Source organism: Streptomyces sp. MS06 (assembly GCF_047200655.1).
Lineage (GTDB): Bacteria > Actinomycetota > Actinomycetes > Streptomycetales > Streptomycetaceae > Streptomyces.
On record NZ_JBJZOJ010000041.1, the window covers coordinates 26,049 to 47,373 of the forward strand.

General features: G+C 74.9%; 20 protein-coding genes and 1 pseudogene. 7 read left to right on the forward strand and 14 right to left on the reverse strand.

From position 1 onward, the window contains the following. Window positions 1-613 precede the first annotated feature (613 nt). Both ACL02U_RS21675 and sigE read right to left on the reverse strand, forming a co-directional pair. Window positions 614-1,564 (reverse strand): anti-sigma factor family protein, encoded by a 951-nt coding sequence (locus tag ACL02U_RS21675; protein ID WP_412792541.1) that lies wholly within the window; start codon window positions 1,562-1,564, stop codon window positions 614-616. Then, a complete protein-coding gene (gene sigE / locus ACL02U_RS21680) occupies window positions 1,561-2,268 on the reverse strand; it encodes an RNA polymerase sigma factor SigE (protein WP_412792542.1) in 708 nt (235 codons plus the stop codon). The genes ACL02U_RS21675 and sigE overlap by 4 nt, the downstream gene beginning before the upstream one ends. Before the next feature lie 235 nt (window positions 2,269-2,503). Between sigE and ACL02U_RS21685 the strand changes: the two genes are divergently transcribed. After that, entirely contained in the window at window positions 2,504-3,202 is a 699-nt protein-coding gene (locus ACL02U_RS21685) for an O-methyltransferase (RefSeq protein WP_412792576.1), read from the forward strand. A 201-nt stretch (window positions 3,203-3,403) separates the two neighbouring features. Here ACL02U_RS21685 and ACL02U_RS21690 read toward each other — a convergent pair whose 3' ends face one another. Continuing rightward, on the reverse strand, window positions 3,404-3,571 hold the full coding sequence (locus tag ACL02U_RS21690) for a DUF3117 domain-containing protein (protein WP_003966491.1): 168 nt from the start codon (window positions 3,569-3,571) through the stop codon (window positions 3,404-3,406). 386 nt (window positions 3,572-3,957) lie between these two features. Here ACL02U_RS21690 and ACL02U_RS21695 point away from each other — a divergent pair, with 386 nt between their 5' ends. Then, the gene (locus ACL02U_RS21695) at window positions 3,958-4,761 is read left to right on the forward strand and encodes an enoyl-CoA hydratase/isomerase family protein (RefSeq protein WP_412792543.1); all 804 of its coding nucleotides are present in this window, start codon (window positions 3,958-3,960) and stop codon (window positions 4,759-4,761) included. Between the two features lie 11 nt (window positions 4,762-4,772). Here the strand turns inward: ACL02U_RS21695 and ACL02U_RS21700 are convergent, their stop codons facing one another. Both ACL02U_RS21700 and ACL02U_RS21705 read right to left on the reverse strand, forming a co-directional pair. Further along, a complete protein-coding gene (locus tag ACL02U_RS21700) occupies window positions 4,773-5,360 on the reverse strand; it encodes a DNA-3-methyladenine glycosylase I (protein WP_412792544.1) in 588 nt (195 codons plus the stop codon). Beyond that, entirely contained in the window at window positions 5,357-5,719 is a 363-nt protein-coding gene (locus tag ACL02U_RS21705) for a DivIVA domain-containing protein (protein ID WP_412792545.1), read from the reverse strand. Before ACL02U_RS21705 ends, ACL02U_RS21700 begins: the two co-directional genes overlap by 4 nt. Window positions 5,720-5,867: 148 nt before the next feature. Here ACL02U_RS21705 and folP point away from each other — a divergent pair, with 148 nt between their 5' ends. Continuing rightward, complete coding sequence (gene folP / locus ACL02U_RS21710) at window positions 5,868-6,728, forward strand: dihydropteroate synthase (RefSeq protein WP_412792546.1); 861 nt, start codon at window positions 5,868-5,870, stop codon at window positions 6,726-6,728. A gap of 125 nt (window positions 6,729-6,853) precedes the next feature. Here folP and ACL02U_RS21715 read toward each other — a convergent pair whose 3' ends face one another. Continuing rightward, on the reverse strand, window positions 6,854-7,612 hold the full coding sequence (locus ACL02U_RS21715) for a TIGR00730 family Rossman fold protein (RefSeq protein ID WP_412792547.1): 759 nt from the start codon (window positions 7,610-7,612) through the stop codon (window positions 6,854-6,856). A gap of 532 nt (window positions 7,613-8,144) precedes the next feature. Next, complete coding sequence (gene dapE, locus ACL02U_RS21720) at window positions 8,145-9,224, reverse strand: succinyl-diaminopimelate desuccinylase (RefSeq protein ID WP_412792548.1); 1,080 nt, start codon at window positions 9,222-9,224, stop codon at window positions 8,145-8,147. Between the two features lie 98 nt (window positions 9,225-9,322). On the opposite strand from dapE, the gene ACL02U_RS21725 reads away from it, so the two are divergent. Then, window positions 9,323-10,387 (forward strand): heavy metal transporter, encoded by a 1,065-nt coding sequence (locus ACL02U_RS21725; RefSeq protein WP_412792549.1) that lies wholly within the window; start codon window positions 9,323-9,325, stop codon window positions 10,385-10,387. A 341-nt stretch (window positions 10,388-10,728) separates the two neighbouring features. Next, window positions 10,729-11,187, forward strand: a complete 459-nt coding sequence (locus ACL02U_RS21730; RefSeq protein ID WP_412792550.1) for an ATP-binding protein — start codon at window positions 10,729-10,731, stop codon at window positions 11,185-11,187. Window positions 11,188-11,450: 263 nt separating this feature from the next. On the opposite strand, the gene ACL02U_RS21735 is transcribed toward ACL02U_RS21730, so the two are convergent. Together ACL02U_RS21735 and fdxA are read right to left on the reverse strand one after the other, a co-directional pair. Continuing rightward, on the reverse strand, window positions 11,451-12,554 hold the full coding sequence (locus tag ACL02U_RS21735) for a bifunctional succinyldiaminopimelate transaminase/glutamate-prephenate aminotransferase (RefSeq protein WP_412792551.1): 1,104 nt from the start codon (window positions 12,552-12,554) through the stop codon (window positions 11,451-11,453). A gap of 124 nt (window positions 12,555-12,678) precedes the next feature. After that, window positions 12,679-12,996, reverse strand: coding sequence for a ferredoxin (gene fdxA, locus ACL02U_RS21740; RefSeq protein ID WP_412792552.1), 318 nt, complete (start codon window positions 12,994-12,996; stop codon window positions 12,679-12,681). Between the two features lie 141 nt (window positions 12,997-13,137). Here fdxA and ACL02U_RS21745 point away from each other — a divergent pair, with 141 nt between their 5' ends. Together ACL02U_RS21745 and ACL02U_RS21750 are read left to right on the forward strand one after the other, a co-directional pair. Next, entirely contained in the window at window positions 13,138-14,139 is a 1,002-nt protein-coding gene (locus tag ACL02U_RS21745; protein ID WP_412792553.1) for a GNAT family N-acetyltransferase, read from the forward strand. A gap of 17 nt (window positions 14,140-14,156) precedes the next feature. Next, window positions 14,157-15,008, forward strand: a complete 852-nt coding sequence (locus ACL02U_RS21750; protein ID WP_412792554.1) for a tetratricopeptide repeat protein — start codon at window positions 14,157-14,159, stop codon at window positions 15,006-15,008. 172 nt (window positions 15,009-15,180) lie between these two features. Here ACL02U_RS21750 and ACL02U_RS21755 read toward each other — a convergent pair whose 3' ends face one another. From ACL02U_RS21755 to ACL02U_RS21775, 5 genes and pseudogenes are all read right to left on the reverse strand, one after another. After that, complete coding sequence (locus ACL02U_RS21755; protein WP_412792555.1) at window positions 15,181-15,795, reverse strand: response regulator; 615 nt, start codon at window positions 15,793-15,795, stop codon at window positions 15,181-15,183. Beyond that, window positions 15,792-16,952: a sensor histidine kinase gene (locus ACL02U_RS21760; RefSeq protein WP_412792556.1), complete on the reverse strand. Its 1,161-nt coding sequence runs from the start codon at window positions 16,950-16,952 to the stop codon at window positions 15,792-15,794. Before ACL02U_RS21760 ends, ACL02U_RS21755 begins: the two co-directional genes overlap by 4 nt. Further along, window positions 16,949-17,689: an ABC transporter permease gene (locus ACL02U_RS21765; protein WP_412792557.1), complete on the reverse strand. Its 741-nt coding sequence runs from the start codon at window positions 17,687-17,689 to the stop codon at window positions 16,949-16,951. Before ACL02U_RS21765 ends, ACL02U_RS21760 begins: the two co-directional genes overlap by 4 nt. Continuing rightward, a pseudogene (locus ACL02U_RS21770) lies at window positions 17,686-18,534 on the reverse strand (ABC transporter ATP-binding protein); the annotation flags it as partial. The pseudogene ACL02U_RS21770 and the gene ACL02U_RS21765, both read right to left, overlap by 4 nt. 320 nt (window positions 18,535-18,854) lie before the next feature. Then, window positions 18,855-21,242, reverse strand: coding sequence for a hypothetical protein (locus ACL02U_RS21775; RefSeq protein WP_412792558.1), 2,388 nt, complete (start codon window positions 21,240-21,242; stop codon window positions 18,855-18,857). Between the last annotated feature and the right edge of the window lie 83 nt (window positions 21,243-21,325).

The window sequence follows — 21,325 nt, forward strand, 5'->3', positions numbered from 1 at the left end:
GGAAATCCCGGCCGTCCTCACCGTCCCAGCCGTCCCGGCCGTCCCGGCCGTCCTCGCCGTCCTGGCGGCTGTTTCGGCCGCGGTCGCCCTCCCCGGCCACCCCGGCTACTCCCCCGTCCGTGGCTCCCGTGGCGGTAGCAGCGCGCGTGGCGGGAATGGCGTCCAGGGCCGGTGTGGCATCCGTGGCGGGCGCTCCCGGCGCGGCCGGACGCGCCGTGGCTCCTACGGCCGGGGCGGGGGCCGCGGCGTCGGCGGCCGGGAGGGGCTCGGGAGGAGCCTCGGACGCGGCGCGGTGACCGGGAGCGCCGGCGGGGCGCAGCTCGAAGTCGCCGCCGTCCGACGGGCCGGGCAGGACGGGGGTCTCCGGCTCCGGGTCGGCGGGGGCGCCGGGCGTACGGGCGTCCCGGGCGGCCCCGGCCGCCGCCGGATCGGTGCCCTGCGGCCCCGCCGATGAGTCCCGTGCGGGCTTCCCCTCGTTCATGCTCTCCCCACAGCCGGCCGCGGCCGGTGTCGCTCGGACTCCGCCGTGGATCGTCCACTGGGCGCCCGGCTGAATGCGGGCGCGGTCCACCCCGGATTCAACCAGGCGTTCGGGCGGCCGCGCAGCGGCCGGTCAGTGGGCGCTGGAGGCACCGGGGGAAACGGCGGCATCCGGCAGCGGTGCGGCGAGCAGGCCCGGGGTGGGTGTGCCGGAGGCGGCGGGATGCCATTCGGGCAGCGCGATCGGCGCGTGCACGTCGAGGGGGCGTATCAGCGGGGAGACGGCGGCGGCCCCGGCCATCACCGACGCGGTGAGCTTGTCACCGGCGTCCGGTTCGCCGGCCGGGGGCAGGACGCCGGGGACCAGCGGGGCGGTCGCGGCCGTGGAGGCCGCCGGTGCCTGCCCGAGCAGGCCGCCCTGCCCGGCGCCCTGCGCGAACAGCGGGCCGGTAGTGCGTCGCCGCTGGCTCTCCGGTGCCGTCGCGGAGCCCGCTCCCTGGGGGCGTGCCGGGGTGACGTTGCTGCCGCCGCGCCCGTCGATGTCGATCGGCGCGCCGGGCGCCAGTCCGCCCAGTGCGAGCGCGGCCAGGGACACCGCACCGGCGGCGGCGAAGGCGAACCGGAGCCCGCGCGAGGCGGACCGCTCCGGCTCGCTCCGGCCGACGGCGTGGATGCGGAAGCCCCGGTCGGCGGCACCGCCCGGCAGCATGCTGCCGGGCGGGCCGGAGTGGGACGGGCCGAGGTCGAAGAGCGCGCCACCGGGCCGCGTCCCGAAGGCACCGGGCCCCGCAGGGTGACCGCCGGCCGCTCCTCCGTCCAGCGGTGAGCCGCCGCCGTCCGTCCCGCCTCCCCCGGGCAGGCCCTGGAGGCGGGCCAGGAAACTCTCGGAGGGTGCCGGCGGTGCGGTCTCCGCGAAGGCGTTCTTCAGGCGGCGCTGGGCGTCCACCTCGACCTTGCACTTCGGGCAGGTGGCCACGTGCGCCAGTACGCGCTCACGCGTGTCGTGACCGAGTTCGCCGTCCACCAGGGCGGAGAGTCGGTCTCCCAGGTGCTGCTCTGCGGGGTCAGGACGTGATCCACTCACGCGGACGCGCCCCCTCCTCCCAGCGCGGGCACCACGGCCGCCGGCGAGCGGCGCTCGCGCGCCTCGGGCGAACGGTGTGAGAGGGCCTTGCGCAGCTGGGAACGGCCGCGGTGGATCCTGGAGCGGACGGTGCCGAGCTTCACGCCGAGGGTCGCGGCGATCTCCTCGTAGGACAGTCCTTCGATGTCGCACAGCACGACGGCGGCCCGGAACTCGGGCGCGAGGGTGTCCAGCGCCTGCTGGATGTCCGCGTCGAGGTGGGCGTCGTTGAAGATCTGCTGCGGGGTGGGCTCCTTGCTGGCGAGGCGTTCCGCGGCGTCCTCGCCGAGGGCGTCGAAGCGGATGCGCTGCTTGCGGCGGACCGTGTCCAGGAAGAGGTTGGTGGTGATGCGGTGCAGCCACCCCTCGAAGGTGCCCGGGGTGTACGTCGACAGCGAGCGGAAGACGCGGACGAAGACCTCCTGGGTGAGGTCCTCGGCGTCGTGCTGGTTGCCGGTGAGCCGGTAGGCGAGCCGGTACACCCGGCCGCTGTGCGCGCTGACGATCTCCTCCCAGGTGGGCGGAGTCCACGCCTGGCCGTCCGCGTCGCCGCTGAAGGTCGCGGTCTGGGTCCGCACGGCGGTGGAGCCGGCGGCGTGGCTGTGGTCAGCGGTGTCGGTCACGGATCTCGGCCTGCCCGCCGACCCGAGGAAGCGCCGCAGCACTCCTCCCCGATGCTCGGGCGCAGCCGCACCTCCCCTGTCAGCTCTGGTGGTGTCCAGTGGAGCCCCTACCATAGCCACCTCGCCCGTTAGGACCGGATAAGCGGTTTTACGAGAATTTGATCTGGGCTGACACGGCTCATACGTCTGCGTCAGCACTTGCTCGGCGTCCCGTCCCTCGTCGTGATCCAACCGTGCCCCCCGCGGTCCTTTCCACTCCTTGTTAACGCGCGGTCCCATCTGCGGGTTCCCGGCACCAACGGATACAGTCACGCCGAGGCAACCATGGGGACGGGAGAGGGCCATTACCGGCAACCGGCAGACGAGCTGGGCGTTCGCCGACGCCTATGTCGCCGAGGGCGACGCGCTGCGCTGGGCCCGCGACCGGGCCCGCGCGGCAGGGCTGCGCTCGGTGTCGCCCGCCACCGGCGCCGCGCTGGGCCTGCTCGCCGCCACCGTGGACGCGAAGGCGGTGGCGGAGATCGGCACCGGGACCGGTGTCTCCGGTATTCATCTGCTGCACGGCATGCGGTCGGACGGGGTGCTGACCACGGTCGACCCCGAGCCGGAGCACCAGCAGTTCGCCCGGGAGGCGTTCCGCGCCGCCGGCTTCGCCGCCAACCGGTCCCGTTTCATACCCGGCCGTGCCCTGGAGGTGCTGCCCCGGCTGGCGGACTCCGGGTACGACATCGTCTTCTGCGACGGGGACCGGCTGGAGCTCCTGGACTACCTCGCTGAATCGTTGCGTCTGCTGCGTCCGGGCGGCCTGGTGGTCTTCGAGGGCGTCTTCGCCGCCGGCCGCACCGTCGACTCCGGGCCGCAGCCCACGGAGGTCATAAGGATCCGGGAGCTGCTGCGGGCCGTGCGTGAGAGCCAGGACGTGGTGCCTTCCCTGCTGCCCGTCGGCGACGGGCTGCTGTGCGCCGTCAAGCGCTGAGCGCCGAGCGGTGGCTCGGTGCGGCGGCGACGACCGGCGACGCCGCTGCCCCTCCTCCGGGGGATTCGGTGCTTCCCCGGGACTCGGCGGAGGACCTGGCCCTGGGCGGCTCCCCGCTTCCGCGGCCGCCCGGCAGACGTACGGCCGCCCCGGCACCGGGTGCGGTGCCGGGGCGGCCGAAAAGGTATGGTCGCTTCCGCGTCAGCCGACGACCTTCTTGAGGGCGTCGCCGAGAGCGTCGGCTTCATCAGGGGTCAGCTCGACGACGAGCCGACCGCCGCCTTCGAGCGGAACGCGCATGACGATGCCCCGCCCCTCCTTGGTCACCTCGAGCGGGCCGTCACCCGTCCGCGGCTTCATGGCCGCCATGCTCGTTCCCCTTCCTGAAACCAGCTCATCGCCACAGCCGACGGCCCCTGGGAGGGCACGCGCGGTCCGGGTTCCGAAACCCAGGACACGCGTCACCGGCATCGAACACATTGCTTCCCGGCCATTATCCCGCATCTCCGGACCCGATGACCAACATCGGTCGGCATCGCTTGGGCAACGCGCGCGAGCAAAACCACTCAATTCGGGGAGGTGGCTGCGATACTGCGCCACCTCGCGGACGCCCGGCGTCCGAAATCCGCCGCCTTCCGTTTGACGCAGGTCACACGTCCGCCCAGGGTCACCGTCCGCGATCTCCGTCATGCTGTCCTTCGTACCCCAGGCGTACCGGCCGGTACGCCGATGGCCCGACAGCGGAGGGACCCACCATGGCCGACAGCGTGCTCTACGAGGTGCAGGACGGGCTCGCGACCATCACGCTCAACCGCCCCGAGGCGATGAACGCGCTGAACGTCGCGGCCAAGGTGGCCCTCCGGGACGCGGTGCGGGCCGCCGAGCACGACCCCGCGGTGCGGGCCGTGCTGCTGACCGCCGCCGGCGACCGGGCGTTCTGCGTGGGGCAGGACCTCAAGGAGCACATCGGCCTGCTGGCCGCCGACCGGGAGTCCGGCTCGGGGCAGACCATGAGCACCGTCAAGGAGCACTACAACCCGATCGTGCGTGCGCTGGCCGAGGCGGCCAAGCCGGTGGTCGCGGCGGTCAACGGGGTGGCGGCGGGCGCGGGCTTCGGGTTCGCGCTGGCGGCGGACTACCGGATCGTCGCGGACACGGCCGCGTTCAACACGTCGTTCGCCGGGGTCGCGTTGACCGCCGACTCCGGCATCTCCTGGACGCTGCCCCGGGTCGTGGGCCCCGGACGCGCCACCGACCTGCTGCTGTTCCCGCGCAACATCAGCGCCCGGGAGGCGCACGAGCTGGGCATCGCCAACCGGCTGGTCCCGGCGTCGGAGCTGCGCGCCGAGGCCGAGAAGACGGCCCGCCGGCTGGCCCAGGGGCCGACGGTGGCCTACGCGGCGCTCAAGGAGTCGGTGGCTTACGGCCTGTCGCACTCCCTGGCGCAGACGCTGGAGAAGGAGGACGAGCTGCAGACCCGGGCGGGCTCCTCCGAGGACCACGCGATCGCCGTACAGGCCTTCGTCGACAAGGAGAAGCCGAAGTACCTGGGCCGCTGACGCGGCGGCCGTCAGGGCCGGCGGCGCGCGACGCAGGTGTCGAGGTGGTCGTCGACCAGACCGCAGGCCTGCATCAGCGCGTACGCCGTCGTCGGCCCGACGAAGCGCAGACCGCGCTTCTTCAGGGCCTTGGCCAGGGTCGTCGACTCCGGGGTCACCGCGGGGACGTCGGACAGGGCGCGCGGGGCGGGGCGGCCGGCGGGTTCCGGGGCGTGGGACCAGATCAGCTCGTCGAGTTCGCCGGGCGCCCAGCCGGACAGCACCCGCGCGTTGGCGAGGGTGGCGTCGACCTTGGCCCGGTTGCGGATGATGCCCGGGTCGGCGAGGAGCCGGCTCCGGTCGTCGTCGGTGAAGGCGGCGACCCTGCCGATGTCGAAGTCGGCGAAGGCGGCGCGGAAGCCGGGGCGGCGGCGCAGGATGGTGATCCAGGAGAGGCCGGACTGGAAGGCCTCCAGGCTGAGCCGTTCGAAGAGCGCCTGGTCGCCGTGGACGGGGCGGCCCCACTCCTCGTCGTGGTAGGCCGTGTAGTCCGGGGCGGACAGCGCCCACGGGCAGCGCGGCGCGCCGTCCGGGCCGGCCAGTGCCGTGCCGGCGTTCACTGTCCGCCCTCCTGCGCCTCGTCCCCGCCGGTGTCCTGCGGGCCGTGCGCGGCGGCCCGCGCGCCGGCGAGGGCCGACTCCAGGTCGGCGATGCGGGCCTCGCGCTCGTCGAGTTCGGCGGCGAGGCGGTCGAGGGCCACGTCGACGTCGTCCATCCGGTAGCCGCGGACGGCCAGCGGGAAGCGGAGGCCGTCGATGTCGCCGCGGTCCACGGGCCGGTCCGGGGGCAGCGGGTCGTACAGCCGCTCGGGGGCGGCCTCGGGCAGCGGGCCGGTGCCCTCGCCGCCGCCGACCACGGCGAGCGTCACCGCGGCGACCACGACGGCGAGCGCGACGACCAGGAACAAGAACATAACCATCGCTGCTTCCCCAGGTTTCGGTGTGCTCGGCGTCCGGGCGCGGGCCGGGGGCCGAGTCTGCTGTCAGGGTCCGATCGTGCCATGCGAGGCTGGCGGTTAGGGTCGCAGGCAGTCGAAGACCGCGACATACCGGAAGAGGTCACAGGGGATGCTCAGGCTGGGCAGGCGTGAATTCGGCGCGCACGAGCCGGTGGTCATGGCGATCGTGAACCGCACCCCCGACTCCTTCTACGACCGGGGCGCCACCTTCCGCGACGAGCCGGCGCTGGCACGCGTCGAGCAGGCGGTGGCCGAGGGGGCCGCGATCATCGACGTCGGCGGGGTCAAGGCCGGTCCGGGCGAGGAGGTCACGGCCGAGGAGGAGGCGCGGCGGACGGTCGGGTTCGTCGCCGAGGTGCGGCGGCGCTTCCCGGACGTCGTGATCAGCGTGGACACCTGGCGGGCCGAGGTCGGGGAGGCGGTCTGCGAGGCGGGCGCCGATCTGCTGAACGACGCCTGGGGCGGGGTCGACCCCCGGCTCGCGGAGGTCGCGGCGCGCCACGGGGCCGGGCTGGTGTGCACCCACGCGGGCGGCGCCGAGCCGCGCACCCGGCCGCACCGGGTGGAGTACGAGGACGTGGTGGCCGACATCCTGCGGGTGACGGTCTCGCTGGCCGAGCGGGCGGTGGAGCTGGGCGTGCCGAGGGAGTCGGTGCTGATCGACCCGGGGCACGACTTCGGCAAGAACACCCGGCACAGCCTGGAGGCGACCCGGCGGCTGGACGAGATGGCCGCGACCGGCTGGCCGGTGCTGGTGTCGCTGTCCAACAAGGACTTCGTCGGTGAGACGCTGGACAAACCGGTGAAGGAACGGCTGCTGGGCACGCTGGCGACGACCGCGGTGTCCGCCTGGCTCGGGGCGCAGGTGTACCGGGTGCACGAGGTGGCCGAGACGCGGCAGGTGCTGGACATGGTGGCGTCGATCGCGGGGCACCGCCCGCCGGCCGTGGCCCGGCGGGGTCTGGCGTGACCGACGCGTCCGGTTGAGGGGGCGCCCCGGCGCGGGCGCGCCACCGGCGCCGCCCGCGGTGGCCCCGCGCCCCTCGCCGCGACGCCCCGGGGCGGCCGCGCCCCGGTCGGCTCCGCCCGCACCGCTCAGCGGCCGGCCTCCTTCGACACCAGGGCGACCGCCTCTTCCACGTCGTCCGTGACGTGGAAGAGCAGCAGGTCCTTCTCGGTGGCCTTGCCCTGGGCCACCAGCGTGCCGCGGATCCAGTCGACCAGTCCGCCCCAGTAGGCGCTGCCGAACAGGACGATGGGGAAGCGGGTGACCTTGCGGGTCTGGACCAGGGTCAGGGCCTCGAACAGCTCGTCGAGGGTGCCGAGGCCGCCGGGCAGCACCACGAAGCCCTGCGCGTACTTGACGAACATCATCTTCCGCACGAAGAAGTAGCGGAAGTTCAGCCCGATGTCGACGTAGGGGTTGAGTCCCTGCTCGTACGGCAGCTCGATGCCGAGTCCGACGGAGGTGCCGCCCGCCTCGCAGGCCCCCCTGTTGGCCGCCTCCATGGCGCCGGGCCCGCCACCGGTGATCACGGCGAACCCGGCGTCCACCAGGCCCCGGCCGAGGCGGACGCCCGCCTCGTACTCGGGCGAGTCGGCCGGTGTCCGTGCCGAGCCGAAGACGCTGATCGCGGCGGGGAGTTCGGCCAGCGTGCCGAATCCCTCGATGAACTCCGACTGGATGCGCAGGACCCGCCAGGGGTCGGTGTGCACCCAGTCCGTGGGCCCTCCCGCGTCGAGCAGGCGCTGGTCGGTGGTGCTCGCCGTCACCTGACCGCGCCGCCGCAGGACCGGGCCGAGGCGCTGCTCCTCGGGTGGCCGGTGCTTGCCCTCGGGGTTGCCGGTGGCCATGTGCGCTCCCTCCGTCCGACGCTGCTGGCACCTCAGCGTAGATCCACGAGGGTTACGGAGGGAGGACGCGGGCGTGTCCCTCCTCGAAGCCCCTTGCGTCGAACCGGGTGCCGGCCCGGCGCACCGGCGCCCGCGGCACCGGCACGCCGGGCGCCTGCGGCCGCGGGCACCGGCACCCGGCGGGACGCGCGGGCGGTCGGCGGGCGGGACAACCGGCGCCCCGTCCGCCGACCCGGACGGGACGCCGGGCCGGTGGACGGGCGGGACGCCGGGCCGGTAGACGGGCGGGACGCCGGGCCGGTAGACGGGCGGGACGCCGGGCCGGTAGACGGGCGGGACGCCGGGCCGGTAGACGGGCGGGACGCCGGGCCGGTAGACGGGCGGGACGCCGGGGCCGGTAGACGGGCGGGACGCCGGGGCCGGTAGACGGGCGGGACGCCGGGGCCGGTCGGCAGACGGTGACCGGGCCGACCGGCAGGGGCCGGGCCGACCGGCGCGAGGGGGGCCGGACCGGGCCGGTGTCCCGGGCGGTTCAGGCGGTCAGCCAGGCCCGCAGCCGCTCCTCCGCCGCGAGGATCTTCGCGGTCTCGACGCGTTCGTCCCGCCGGTGCGCGAGGTGCGGGTTGCCGGGGCCGTAGTTGACGGCCGGGACGCCGAGGGCGGAGAAGCGGGAGACGTCCGTCCAGCCGTACTTGGGCTGCGGGGTGCCGCCCACCGCCTCGATGAAGGCGGCCGCCGCGGGATGCGACAGGCCGGGCAGCGCGGCACCGCTGTGGTCGTCGACCACGAACTCGGTCACCCCGCAGTCCGAGAAGACCTCCCGCACGTGCGCCAGGGCCTCCTCGGCGGTGCGGTCGGGCGCGTAGCGGAAGTTGACGGTCACCGTGCACGCGTCCGGGACGACGTTGCCCGCCACTCCGCCGGAGATGCCGACCGCGTTCAGGCCCTCGCGGTACTCCAGGCCGTCGATCACCGGGTTGCGGGGTTGGTAGGCCGCGAGCCGGGCGAGGATCGGGGCGGCCGCGTGGATGGCGTTGGCGCCCATCCAGGAACGTGCCGAGTGGGCCCGTTCGCCGCTCGTCCGCAGCAGCACCCGCAGGGTGCCCTGGCAGCCGCCCTCCACCTGGCCGTCCGAGGGTTCCAGCAGCACCGCGAAGTCTCCGTGCAGCCAGTCCGGGTGGGCGTCGGCGACGTGCCCGAGGCCGTTCAGGTCGGCGGCGACCTCCTCGTTGTCGTAGAAGACGAAGGTCAGGTCGCGGTTCGGGGCCGGCACGGTGGCCGCGATGCGCAACTGCACCGCGACCCCCGACTTCATGTCGCAGGTGCCGCAACCCCACAGCACGCCCTCGTCGTCGAGCCGGGAGGGGACGTTGTCCGCGATCGGGACGGTGTCGACGTGGCCCGCGAGGATCACGCGTTCGGCGCGGCCGAGGCGGGTGCGGGCGACCACGTTGTTGCCGTGCCGGTCCACCGCGAGGTGCGGCAGGGCGGCGAGGGCCGTCTCGATCGCGTCCGCGAGCGGCTTCTCGGTGCCGCTCTCGGAGGGGAGGTCGACGAGCCGCGCGGTGAGCGCGGCGGCGTCCAGCGTGAGGTCAAGCGGGGTTTCGGCCATGGTCCCGACCCTAGCGCCCGGGGGCGGACACCTGTCGTGCGCACGCTTGTCCGCACTGACACTGGGCCCGTCGGCGGGGCTCCAGTACCTTGTACCGCGTGCGAGAGCCGTCCCCCACCTCCCCCAAGCGTCGCGCCCGCCTCCTGCGTCTCGTCGCGGCCGCGGCGGTCCTGTCCGCGGTCGCGGGCTACCTCGCGGTCCAGTACGTCACCGGCGGATCGGGCGGCCCCGGCTGCCGGGTCGTCTCGGGCCGGGGCGGCGGTGCGGCCTACGTCTTCAGTCCGGAGCAGGCGGTGAACGCGGCCACGATCGCGGCCGTCGGCACCAACCGCGAGCTGCCCGAGCGGGCGGTGACGATCGCGCTGGCGACCGCGCTCCAGGAGTCCGGGCTGCGCAACCTCGACCACGGGGACCGCGACTCGCTGGGCCTGTTCCAGCAGCGCCCCTCGCAGGGCTGGGGGACCCGGGGCCAGATCATGGACCCGACGTACGCGGCGGGCATGTTCTACGAGCACCTGGTGAAGGTGCCCGGCTACACCCGGCTGCCGCTGACGGTGGCCGCGCAGCGGGTGCAGCGCAGCGGGTTCCCGGAGGCGTACGCCAAGCACGAGCCCGACGCGGCGCTGCTGGCCGCCGCTCTCACCGGTCGCTCGGCGGCCACGCTGACCTGCGAGGGTCGGCCGGGGCCGAACCGGACCGCGGGCCCGGACGCGGTGCGGGCCGCGCTGGTACGGGACTTCGGGCGCGGCGCCCTGGAGGAGGCCGGTGCGCAGGTGCACGCCGGCTCGCCGACCGCGGCACCGGCGCCTTCGGGGACCGCCGGAGCGAGCGGTCGGACGGTGACGGTACCGGTGCCCGAGCGGGCGGACGGCTCCGCGGCGCGGCCGCGGCAGGAGCGGGGCTGGCAGCTCGCCCACTGGGCGGTGGCCAACTCCTCCGCGCTGCACATCGAGCGGGTGCGCTACGCCGGTCGGGAGTGGGTCGCCGGGGGGACCGACAGCCGGTGGCGCACGGTGCGGACGCAGGCGCGCGAAGCGGAGGGCACCGCGGACGGGAAGGGCGGCGCGGGACAGGCGGACGGTTCGGAGGGAACGGGACCGGACGGGAGCGGTCCGGCGCCCGGAGGGGACGCGGACGCGGTCCGGATCACCACCGGGCAGTAGTACGGGTCCTCACTCGCACGGGTTGTGCGGGGGCGGCGCGGACCCGGGGGTGCGCAGTTTTTCGTGGCGTCACCCTCGAATCCGGCGGAACCCTTGGGAACAAAGGGTTCTGGGGATTCGGCGGACTTTCCGACCGGAAGCCTTTTGTCCGTTTTTATCCGTAGCCGATAATGCGACGCATTGCCAACTCTTTGCGTCGGCCCGCCGCAACCTTCGCAGACCTCGAGCGGTAGTCACTGCGTCCGAGCCCGGACGGCGGACTGTCGGCCCGAAGCACCGCCGGTGGCCCACGAGCCGGGCGCAGTCGGACGGTTCACGTTCTCTCCCGTCGAAGGAGCATCATGTCCCTCCCCCTGACCCGCCGGATCGCCCGTACCGCGCTGCTCGTCGCAGCGGGAGCGGCCGCCGGGGTCGGTGCGGCCGGCTCCGCCAGCGCGGCCCCCGAACTGCCCGCGGCCCCGAACCTCGGCGGGCTGACCGCCCTGGACACGGGGAGCGTCGGCAACACCGCGGACGGCGCGGTGCAGCACGCCACCGGGGTCGCCGGTGACACCGGCGGCAGGACGGTCGAGCAGGCGGTGCCCGCAGCGGGCAGGACCGGCGGCCAGGCCGTGGAGAAGGCGGCGCCGATGGCGCAGAAGACCGCGGGCGAGGCGAGCGGGGCCGCGGGCGGCCTCCTCGGCGACACCGCGAAGACGGCGACGCAGGGCGGGCTGCCCACGGACGGGCTGCCCGCGGACGGCCTGACCCACGGGTCCCCGGCCCAGGCGCTGCCCCTGCAGGGCCTGCCGCTCGGCTGACGCCGGTCCGGCGCCGTCGACCGCGACGGGGCCCGGGGGTCCGCCCCCGGGCCCCGTCGCGTGCGCGCCGGGTGCCGGGGCGCCCGGGCGCCTGGTGCACCCGCGCGCACCCCGCCCCGCCGACCGAGGCGGGACGAGCGGGACGACCGGGAGGGGCGGAACGAGCGGGACGACCGGGAAGGGCGGGACCAGAACTGCGGGGGCCACCGGCAAGGGCGGGACGGCCCGGTCGGGGCGCCGCCGCGCGGTGCGGTCCGGCCCGGCTACGCGAGTCGGCGGACCGCCGCGGCCACCCGCTCGTCCGTCGCCGTCAGCGCCACCCGTACGAACCTCTCCCCCGCCGGGCCGTAGAAGTCGCCGGGGGCGACCAGGATGCCGAGGTCGGCCAGCCTCCCGACGGTCGCCCAGCAGGACTCGTCCCGCGTGGCCCACAGGTACAGGCCGGCCTCGCTGTGCTCGATGCGGAAGCCGTGGCCGAGCAGCGCCTCGCGGAGCAGTGCACGGCGCGCCGCGTAGCGCTCGCGCTGCTCGCGGACGTGCGTGTCGTCGGCCAGGGCCGCGACGGCCGCCGCCTGCGTCGGCGCCGAGGTCATCATCCCGCCGTGCTTGCGGATCTCCAGCAGCGGACCGAGCACCCCGGGGTCCCCGGCCAGGAACGCGGCCCGGTAGCCGGCGAGGTTCGACCGCTTCGACAGCGAGTGCACCGCGACGACGCCGTCCAGCGAGCCGCCGTTGACGTCCGGGTGGAGGACGGAGACCGGGTCGGCCTCCCAGCCCAGTTCCAGGTAGCACTCGTCGGAGAGGACCAGGACGTCGTGGGCGCGGGCCCAGGCGACGATCCGGGCCAGTTCCCCGCCGGAAAGGACCCGGCCCGTGGGGTTGGACGGCGAGTTCAGCCAGAGCAGCCTCAGCCCCGCCGGGTCGAGGTCGGTGGGGTCGTCGTACGCCTCGTACCCGGCGCCGGCCAGGCGGGCGCCCACCTCGTAGGTCGGGTAGGCCAGTCGCGGAAAGGCGACCCGGTCGCCGGGGCCCAGACCGAGCTGGGTGGGGAGCCAGGCCACGAGTTCCTTGGAGCCCACGACGGGCAGCACGTGGTGGTGGGTGATGCCCCGGGCGCCCAGTCGGCGCTCCGTCCAGCCGGTGATCGCGTCACGCAGCTCCGGCGTGCCCCAGACGGTCGGGTAGCCGGGCGAGTCGGCCGCGTCGACCAGTGCCTTGCGGATCAGCTCGGGGACCGGGTCGACGGGCGTGCCGACGGACAGGTCGACGATGCCGTCCGGATGCGCCGCGGCCGTCTTCTTGTAGGGCGCCAGCCTGTCCCAGGGGAAGGCGGGCAGCCGGTCGGAGAGCGCGGAGACTGCGGACACGGGTGCTGGCTCGCTTTCGTCGGTCGGTACGGCAGAACGCCTCGGTCCCGCACGGCGCTCTCGATCGGGACGATCAGGGCCGTGCGGGACCGAGGCGGCGGAGCGGGGCCGCTCGCTGGGCCGGTCAGGCCTGCGGCGGCAGAGCGGTGATGACGGGGTGGTCGCGCTCGATCAGCCCCAGCTTGCTCGCCCCGCCCGGGGAGCCCAGCTCGTCGAAGAACTCGACGTTCGCCTTGTAGTAGTCCTTCCACTCGTCCGGCACATCGTCCTCGTAGAAGATCGCCTCGACCGGGCAGACCGGCTCACAGGCACCACAGTCGACGCATTCGTCCGGGTGGATGTACAAGGACCGCTGGCCCTCGTAGATGCAGTCGACCGGGCACTCCTCGATGCACGCCTTGTCCTTCACGTCGACACAAGGCTGCGCGATGACGTAGGTCACGCTGTCGTTCCTCCTCGATAGGGCGCTGGCGGGCCTCCCACAGGCTCCGCCGCCTGGCGCGCGGGAGCGCGGCGTCGTCGATGCCCGCCCCTAGTATCTCCGTTCCTGGGCATGATCCGAACAGGAGGGGTGAACCGACCCGTGGAATTCTCTGCCGCCGGGCGCCTTGAGGTCCGTGTCACCGCCGCTGACGTGGGCAAACGCGTCTCGGTGCGACGACTGAACGATCCCCGGGAAACCGGTGGAAAGTTCACCGACACGGTCGGCGTTCTCACATCCTGGGACGATGGTGTGGTGGTGATCACACGAAAGGACGGTCGGACAGTCCATATGGCGGAGTCCGCGCTGGTCGCCGGAAAGGTGGTGCCGGCCGCCCCGGCGCGTCGCCGGGGTCCGGCCGCCTCCTACACCGAACTCGCCCGCGTCGCCTCCCGCGCCTGGCGGCCGGTGGAGAGCCGGCGGCTCGGCGGGTGGGAGCTGCGGGCCGCCTCCGGCTTCACCCGCCGGGCCAACTCCGTCCTGCCGCTCGGAGACCCGGGCCTGCCGCTCGACGAGGCGCTGGAGACCGTGAAGCGCTGGTACGGCGAGCGCGGCCTGCCCGCGTACATACAGACCTCGACCGGGGCCGAGGGCACCCAGGAAGCGCTCTGCGCCGAGCTGGAACGGCGCGGCTGGGTAGCCGAGTCGACGGCCGAGCTGTGGACCGCGTCGCTGGCGCCGCTCGCCGACCGGCCCGGCTCGGACCGGGTGCCGCTGTCCCGACGGGCCGATGAGGACTGGCTGGCCCGCTACCAGCGCAAGGGGGTGAGCGAGGTGGCCCTGACGGTGCTCGGCAGCGGACCGTCGGTCTGGTTCGCCGCGGTGCCCGGTGAGGGCGCCCCGGCGGCCATCGGCCGGTGCGTCGTGGACGGGAGGTGGGCCTCGTTCTCCGCCGTCGAGGTGGATCCCGGACTGCGCCGGCGCGGGCTGGCCACCACCGTGATGGCCGCGCTGGCCCGGCGGGCGCTCGACGAGGGCGCCTCGGCCGCGTGGCTCCAGGTCGAGACGGGCAACGAGGGGGCCCGGGCGCTGTACACCGGGATGGGCTTCACCCCGCACCACGCGTACCGGCACTACCGCGCGCCCCGGCCCGGGCACGCGTGAGGAGGCGACGGCCGGCCATGCGTCCCCCGTATCCCCCGCCGCCCGAGCGCTCCGCCGGGCTGCGCGAGCGCTTCGCCGCCGAGGCCCGCGCCGAACGGCCCGACCTGTCCACCCTGTGCCTGCTGATCGGCGCCGTCGCGGACGGGACGCTGGACGACGCCGGCATGGACGCGGCGCAGGTGGAGCTGGACCGGCTGGCCGGGGAACTGCCGTTCCGGCCCGGGTCCCCGGCGGCCTGGGCGGAGGCCCTGCGCGGACTGCTCGGCGACCGGTACGGCTTCCACGGCACCTCCGCCGACTACCGGCGGCTGGAGGCCTCGCTGCTGCACGAGGTGCTGCGGCGGCGGCGCGGGCTGCCGATCCTGCTGTCGGTGGTGTGGCTGGAGGTGGCACGGCGGGCCGGGGCACCGGTGTACGGGGTGGCGCTGCCCGGGCACTTCGTGGTCGGCCTCGGTTCCGGGGAGGAGCAGGTGCTCGCCGACCCCTTCGACGGCGGCCGGATCCTGACCGGAGCGGACGCGGAGCTGCTGGTCGCCGGAGCCACCGGGACTCCGCTCGACCCGTCCTCCCTGGCCCCCGCCGCCACCGCGGACGTGGTACTGCGCGTCCTGAACAACGTCCGCGCCTGGGCCGCGGCCCGGCCCGAGCGTTCCGACGTGGCGCTGTGGTCGGTGGAGCTGTCCCTGCTGCTGCCGTCCCGTCCGGCGCGGCTGCGGCACGAGCTGGGGCAGGCGCTGGTGCGCCGGGGAGAGTTCGCCGCCGGAGCCGCCGAACTGGAGGCGTACGCGGAGGTGGTGGCGCCGGTGGACGCGCAGGCCGCGGAGCGGCTGCGCGGCGAGGCCCGGACGGCGCGGGCGATGCTCAACTGACCCGCACCGCACCCGCACCGCGGAGTCGGACGACCGCTGCCCGCGCCACGCCGGAGGCCTCACCGCGGAGTCGGACGACCGCCGCCGGCGTCCACGCCCGAGGCCTCACCGCGGACCCGGACGACCCCTGCCGGTGAACGCGCCGGAGTCGCCGCAGTTCCCCGGACGGGCTCTACAGCCAGCCCTTCTCCCGGGCGATCCGCACCGCCTCCGCCCGGTTGCGCACGGCCAGTTTCTGGATCGCCGTCGACAGGTAGTTGCGGACCGTGCCCGGCGAGAGGTGCAGGGCGGCCGCGAGTTCGGCGTTGGTGGAGCCGTCGGCGGCGGAGCGCAGTACCTCGCGCTCGCGGTCGGTGAGCGGGTTGGCGCCCTCGGCCAGGGCGGCCGCGGCCAGCGTCGGGTCGATGACCCGCTCCCCCGCGAGGACCTTGCGGACCGCCTCGGCGAGCTGGGCCGCGGGGGCGTCCTTGACGAGGAAGGCGTCGGCGCCCGCCTCCATCGCGCTGCGCAGGTAGCCGGGCCGGCCGAAGGTGGTGAGCACCACCAGCTTCACCCGGGGCAGTTCCCGGTGAAGTTCCGCCGCCGCCTCGATGCCCGTGGCGCCCGGCATCTCGATGTCCAGCAGGGCCACGTCCACGGTGTGCTCCCGGGCCGCGCCGAGGACCTCGTCGCCGCGCGCCACCTGGGCGACGACCTCGATGTCGTCCTCCAGGCCGAGCAGGGCGGCGAGCGCCTCGCGGACCATCGACTGGTCCTCGGCCAGGAGCACGTTGATCACGCGGGTCATGCGCCGGATCCTACGTCCGGCACGTCGACCGCGGGCACCCGGGCCACCAGACGCCAGCCACGCCGCAGCGGACCGCTCTCCAGGACACCGCCGGCCTTCTCCAGGCGTTCGGTCAGCCCGGTCAGCCCGTTGCCGGGGGCGCCGCCGGAGCCGCCGGAGCCGTCGTCCTCGACGGAGAGTTCCAGGACGGGCCCGTCCAGGGTCTGCCGGTGCAGCAGTTCGACCGCGCAGCGGCGCGCCCCGCTGTGCCGTACGACGTTGGTGACGGCCTCCCGGAGCGTCCAGGCCAGCGCGGACTCGCTCTCCTCGGGCAGTCCGTCGAGGCCGGGCTCGACGGGCAGTGCGGCGTCCACGCCCGCCGCGGTCAGGGCGACCTTGGCGCCGGCCAGTTCGGCGGCCAGCCGGGGCCGGCGGTAGCCGGTGACTGCCTCCCGGACGTCCACCAGGGCCTGGCGGCTGACCCGTTCGATGTCGGCGACCTGCTGGGCGGCCTGGTCCGGCCGGCCGGGCAGCATCCGGCCGGCGAGTTCGCTCTTCAGGGTGATCAGCGACAGGGAGTGGCCGAGCAGGTCGTGCAGGTCGCGGGCGAGCCGCAGCCGCTCCTCGTTGGCCGCGAGGTGGGCGACGGTGGCGCGGGCCTCCCGCAGTTCGACGGTGGTGCGGATCAACTCCCGTACGCCGGTCATGGAGAACCCGCCGAGCAGTGCCGGGACGAGCAGCGCGCCGAGGAAGGCGCGGCCGCCCGGGACGGTCAGGGCGACCACGGCCAGCAGCGCGGACGCGCCCGGCACGGTCCAGCGGGCGTAGCGCATCGGCAGCGCCGCGCCGGACGCGACGGCCACGTACACGTACAGCACCAGCCAGTCGCGCCCCAGGGTGAGCGAGAGCACGGTCGCCTGGGTGGCGAGCACCGCCAGCGAGCCGAGTACCAGTGGCACGGTGTCGCGTCGCCCGGCGCGGAAGACCAGGGCCAGGTACCACACCACGAAGGCCACCAGGCCGATCCCGCCGAGCAGCCTCACTCCGGCGCTGTGCCCGCCGTGCAGGAGGTCGTCGACGGGCCCGCTCAGGTAGACGAGCCAGATGCCCGTCCAGAGGGCCTTCATGACCCGCTGTCTGGCGGTCTGCGGGCGCTGCGCGATGCCTACGCTGTTCACGCCTTCAGCGTGTCCTTCCGGTAGAGCCAAGCCGCGCCGCCCGCGAAGAGGGCGAAGAACACGGCGAGGAGTGCGATGTCCTGGGCCTGCGGGGCCTGGCTCTGCTCGATGGAGCGCCCCAGGGCAGCGTACGCGTGCGTGGGGAGCCACTTCGCGACGCTCTGCAGCCAGTCGGGGAAGGTCGTCGACGGCATCCACAGGCCGCCCAGCATCGACAGGCCGAAGTAGATGATCATCGTGAGGGGGCGGACGGCGTCCCCGCTGGCCAGATAGCCGAGAGCGACACCGAGCGCGGCGAACACCAGGCTGCCGGCCCAGATCGCGCCGGTGAGGGCGAGCCACTGCCAGGCGTCCAGGCGGACGTCCTTCACCGCCGCGGCGACGACGAAGACGACGACGATGGACGGCAGGCTCACCACCGCCGCGCTCGCCGTCTTGGCGAGGACGTAGCCGCGGCCGGGCAGCGACGTCAGCCGCAACTGCCGCACCCAGCCGCTCTCGCGCTCCTTGGCGATGCGCTCGCTGTTGCCCATCAGCACGGCGGTGAGGGCGCCGAAGGAGGCCATGGAGACCATCATGTAGGTCGGGAGGGTCAGGCCCGACCCGTCCAGTTCGGTGGTGCTGTCGGCCCTGCCCGCGATGATCAGGAACAGCAGCGCCGGGTAGATCACGGAGAAGAACAGGAACCTGCGGTTGCGCAGGGAGCGGGCCAGTTCAAGCTTGATGAGGTGGTTCACGACTGCTTCGCCTCCTCGGCGGCGGTGATGGCGACGAAGGCCTGCTCCAGGCCGAGCCCGGCGACTTCGAGGTTGCGGGGGTAGAGGCCGAGTCCGTACATCGCGTGGACGGTCGCGTCGGCGTCGGAGGACTGGATGCGCACGGTCTGACCGGACACGTCCAGGGAGGTCAGGAAGGGCAGGTCGCGCAGCAGGGCCTCGTCCACGCCGCCGGCCAGGTCGAAGGAGATCCGCCGGGCGCCCGCCTTCGCCTTGATCTCGGCGGCGGTGCCGTCGGCCAGCAGGCGGCCGCGGTGCAGCACCAGGACCCGGTCCGCGACGGCGTCGGCCTCCTCCAGGTAGTGGGTGGCGAACAGGACCGTACGGCCCTGCTGGGCCTGCTCGTGCATGGTGGCCCAGAAGGCCTGGCGGGTGGTGACGTCCATGCCGGTGGTGGGCTCGTCCAGGACGATCAGGTCGCTGTCCCCGGCGGTGGCGAGCGCGAAGCGGACGCGCTGGGCCTGCCCGCCGGAGAGCTTGTCCACCTTGCGGTCGGCGATCTGCGCGACCCCGGCCCGCGACAGCACGTCGCTCACCCGGTAGGGCCTGGGGTGCAGCGCGCAGGCGAGCCGCACCAGTTCGCCGACGGTGACCCCGTCCATCAGCCCGCCGCTCTGCAGCATCGCGCCCACCCGGCCGGCCACGATCGCCTCGCGCGGCTCGGAGCCGAGCAGGCGGACCGTGCCGGAGTCGGGGCGCTTGAGGCCGAGCAGCAGGTCGAGGGTGGTCGACTTGCCCGCCCCGTTCGGCCCGAGCAGCGCCACGGTCTCCCCCGGCCGCAGCACGAGCGACAGCCCGTCGACGGCCCGTACGCTGTCATAGCTCTTGCTCACCCGGTCGAACTCGACCACCGGACTGGCGGTGGTCGTCACTGTCGTCGTCATGGCGTCCATGGTGGCCGCCGGGGCCGCTCGTGCGGGAGTGTCTGCGGTCCGGATCAGCACATGACAGATGTCATGCGGTGGGCCCGCGGCCCCGCGGCGCCGACACCCGGCCCGGCGCGGACACCCGGCCCGGCGCCGACACCCGGCCCGGCGCGGACACCCGGCCCGGCGCGGGCGCTTCCGGCTCCGGCGCGGGTCGCGGCGGGCGCCCGGGGCGCGCCGGGGCGACCCGCCCCGGCGCGTCAGCTCGGGTCGGTGTCGATGACGACGTCCCGGTGGGTCGTGCTGAGCAGGGCCTGGCGCAGCGCGCCGTACACGTCCTGCGGGGTGACCGCGGTCTTCTCGCCGTTGGCCCGGGCGATCAGCACGCCGTCGAAGGTCTTGCCGTAGAGACCGGCGAGGGCGTCCAGGTCGGGGCTGTCGACGAGTTTGCCGTTGACCGCCTTCACCCGGAGGAACTTCCACAGCGACTTCTCGGGGCTGAACTCGATGAAGTGGGTGGCGTCGGTGCGCACCGACACGTTCGCCGACATCGCGGGTTCGGCGAACTCCTTCATCTCCCGATCGACCTCGGCGTCGGAGACGGTGGGTTCCGTGGTCGCCGTCGGCAGTCGCACGGTGCCGGCCGAACCGGTCTCGACCTGGGTGCGGTAGGCCTGTTCGACGATCTGCCGGGCCCGGATCACGTCGACCCCCTTGCCGGGCTTGCCGTGGACGGCGACGGCCTTGCCGGACTCGAACCTGATGGTGCCCTCGGTCGCGGAGCCGGTGCCGCCCGCGGCGGTGGCCCGCAGGGCGGCCTGGAGTTTCTCCTCGTCGACCGGCATGACCGGCTCGACGACCCGCTGCCTGCCGAACAGCGAGCCGATCACGGAGACCGGGTTGTAGTCGCTCTGCGCCGCCGCCCCGACCGTGGCGTCCTCGTCGAACTGGAGGCCGGCCTGGTCGGGTTTGAGGGTGACCGTCTTGCCGCCGACCGACAGCTTCAGCGGTTGTCCGACCCGCTTGCCGAAGTTCTGGTCGAGCACCTTGGCGGCCTGGTCGCGGGTGCCGCCGCCGATGTCGACGCCGAGCACGGTGGTGCCCCTGGGCACGTCCGAGTGGTTCATCAGCAGCCCGGCGCCGTAGGCGCCGGCGGCCAGCACGACCAGACCTCCGACGAGCAGTGCCGCCTTGCTGCGGCCCTTCTTCTTCGGTGCCGGTGCGGGCGTGCTGCGCTGCCGCTCCGGCTCGGACCGCTGCTGCGGGGGGTTCGGCTCCGGGTCGTCGAACGGGATGCCGCCGACCGGGCCGAACGGGCTGCCGCCGGCCGCACCGGTCCCGCCGGCCGGGGGCACGACCGGCAGGCCGCCGTTGAGGGCAGGACCGGAGACCTGGTCGCCGGGGGCGCCGTAGCCGCCGGGGGGCGGCTCGGGGGCGGGTGTCTGCGGGGTGAGGATCGCGGTGTCGTCGCTCAACTGGCCGGTGCCGAGGCCCGCTCCGGCCCCGGCGCCCGGGACTGCGGTGCCGTGCGGGCCGGGTGCGCCGGTGCCGCCGGCCGGCGTCACCGTCGGCCCGTCGCCGGTGACCGGACCGGAGGTCGGACCGGAGGGGCCCGGGCCTGCGCCGGGGCCGCCGGGCACCCCGAAGGGATCGCTGCCGTGGCCCGCGCTCACGCCGGGCCCGCCCGGGCCCCGGGGGGCGTCGTAGCCGCCGGGCGGGTTCTGACCGCGAGCGGTGCCGTAGGGGTCGTCCAGTCCGCGTGGCCCGCCGTAGGGGTCGCCCGGTCCGCCGTAGCCGCCGTCCGGGGCCCCGAGGCCGCCGCCCTGCTGGTCGGCGGCGCCGTTGTCCGCGAAGTACGGCAGGTCCTCGCCGCCCGGTTCGCCGCCGGGGCCCGAACCGGGGCGGGCGGCACCGCCGAGCGGGCCGGCCGCCAGCGCTTCGGTCACGTCGAAGGAGCCGGTGCCGCCGCCGTGTCCGGGCGCCACGGGCCCACCGGTCGCGCCGGGCAGGCCGGTGCCGCTCGCCCCGCCCGGGCGGGCGCCGGGCGAAGTGCCCGGCTGGGAACCGCCGGGCGCTTTCATGGCGCCGACCACTCCGCCGGGACGGCCGGCGCCCGGATTCCGGCCGGCCGGTGCCCCGGCGCCGCCGGGAGGCGGGCCGGCCGGCGAACCGCCGGGCGGGGTGGCGCCCTTGGCGCCCGGGCCGGGCTGGCCGCCCTTGCCGGGCGAGGACTTGCGGGGCGCGAACCAGTCGCTGGTGGGCTTCTCCCCGGCCCTCGGGGCCGGTTCGGCGGGCGTCTCGGCGGCGGGAGCGGGCGCGCCCGCGGGGCGCGCGCCGGTGTCGCCGCTCGGAGCGGCCTCGGCCCGTCCGGTGCCCTCGGGGCCCTCCGCGGCGTCGGAGCCGTCGGTCTCGCCGACGGGCTTGCGCATGACGACCGGCGGGATGGGACGCGAACCGGGGATGTTGATCCGGATACGGGTCGTCAGCGTGGTCTCGGTCTTGCGCTCCTCGGGCTGAGCAGCCGAACGGCCCGCGTCCGTGGTGCCGTCGGACGCCGCAGGGGTGCCGTAGGGCGGGGTGCCCGACGGGTACGCGGCTCCGCCGCGGCCGTTGGGCCCGGAGGACGGAGTGTCAGTTTCACGACTCAAGGCAGGTTCTCCCGATTGGCTCCGCCGCCCTTACTTTCGACCTGTCTCGGGCGGCTCGGCGGCGCGCACCACCATACTGGCCG

Bases quoted from the DNA above. Each gene is read 5' to 3' on its own strand.
- ACL02U_RS21690 (WP_003966491.1), bottom strand. From the start codon at position 3,571: ATGGCGGCCATGAAGCCGCGGACGGGTGACGGCCCGCTCGAGGTGACC.
- ACL02U_RS21695 (WP_412792543.1), top strand. From the start codon at position 3,958: ATGGCCGACAGCGTGCTCTACGAGGTGCAGGACGGGCTCGCGACCATC.
- ACL02U_RS21705 (WP_412792545.1), bottom strand. From the start codon at position 5,719: ATGGTTATGTTCTTGTTCCTGGTCGTCGCGCTCGCCGTCGTGGTCGCC.
- folP (WP_412792546.1), top strand. From the start codon at position 5,868: ATGCTCAGGCTGGGCAGGCGTGAATTCGGCGCGCACGAGCCGGTGGTC.
- ACL02U_RS21715 (WP_412792547.1), bottom strand. From the start codon at position 7,612: ATGGCCACCGGCAACCCCGAGGGCAAGCACCGGCCACCCGAGGAGCAG.
- dapE (WP_412792548.1), bottom strand. From the start codon at position 9,224: ATGGCCGAAACCCCGCTTGACCTCACGCTGGACGCCGCCGCGCTCACC.
- ACL02U_RS21730 (WP_412792550.1), top strand. From the start codon at position 10,729: ATGTCCCTCCCCCTGACCCGCCGGATCGCCCGTACCGCGCTGCTCGTC.
- ACL02U_RS21750 (WP_412792554.1), top strand. From the start codon at position 14,157: ATGCGTCCCCCGTATCCCCCGCCGCCCGAGCGCTCCGCCGGGCTGCGC.
- ACL02U_RS21755 (WP_412792555.1), bottom strand. From the start codon at position 15,795: ATGACCCGCGTGATCAACGTGCTCCTGGCCGAGGACCAGTCGATGGTC.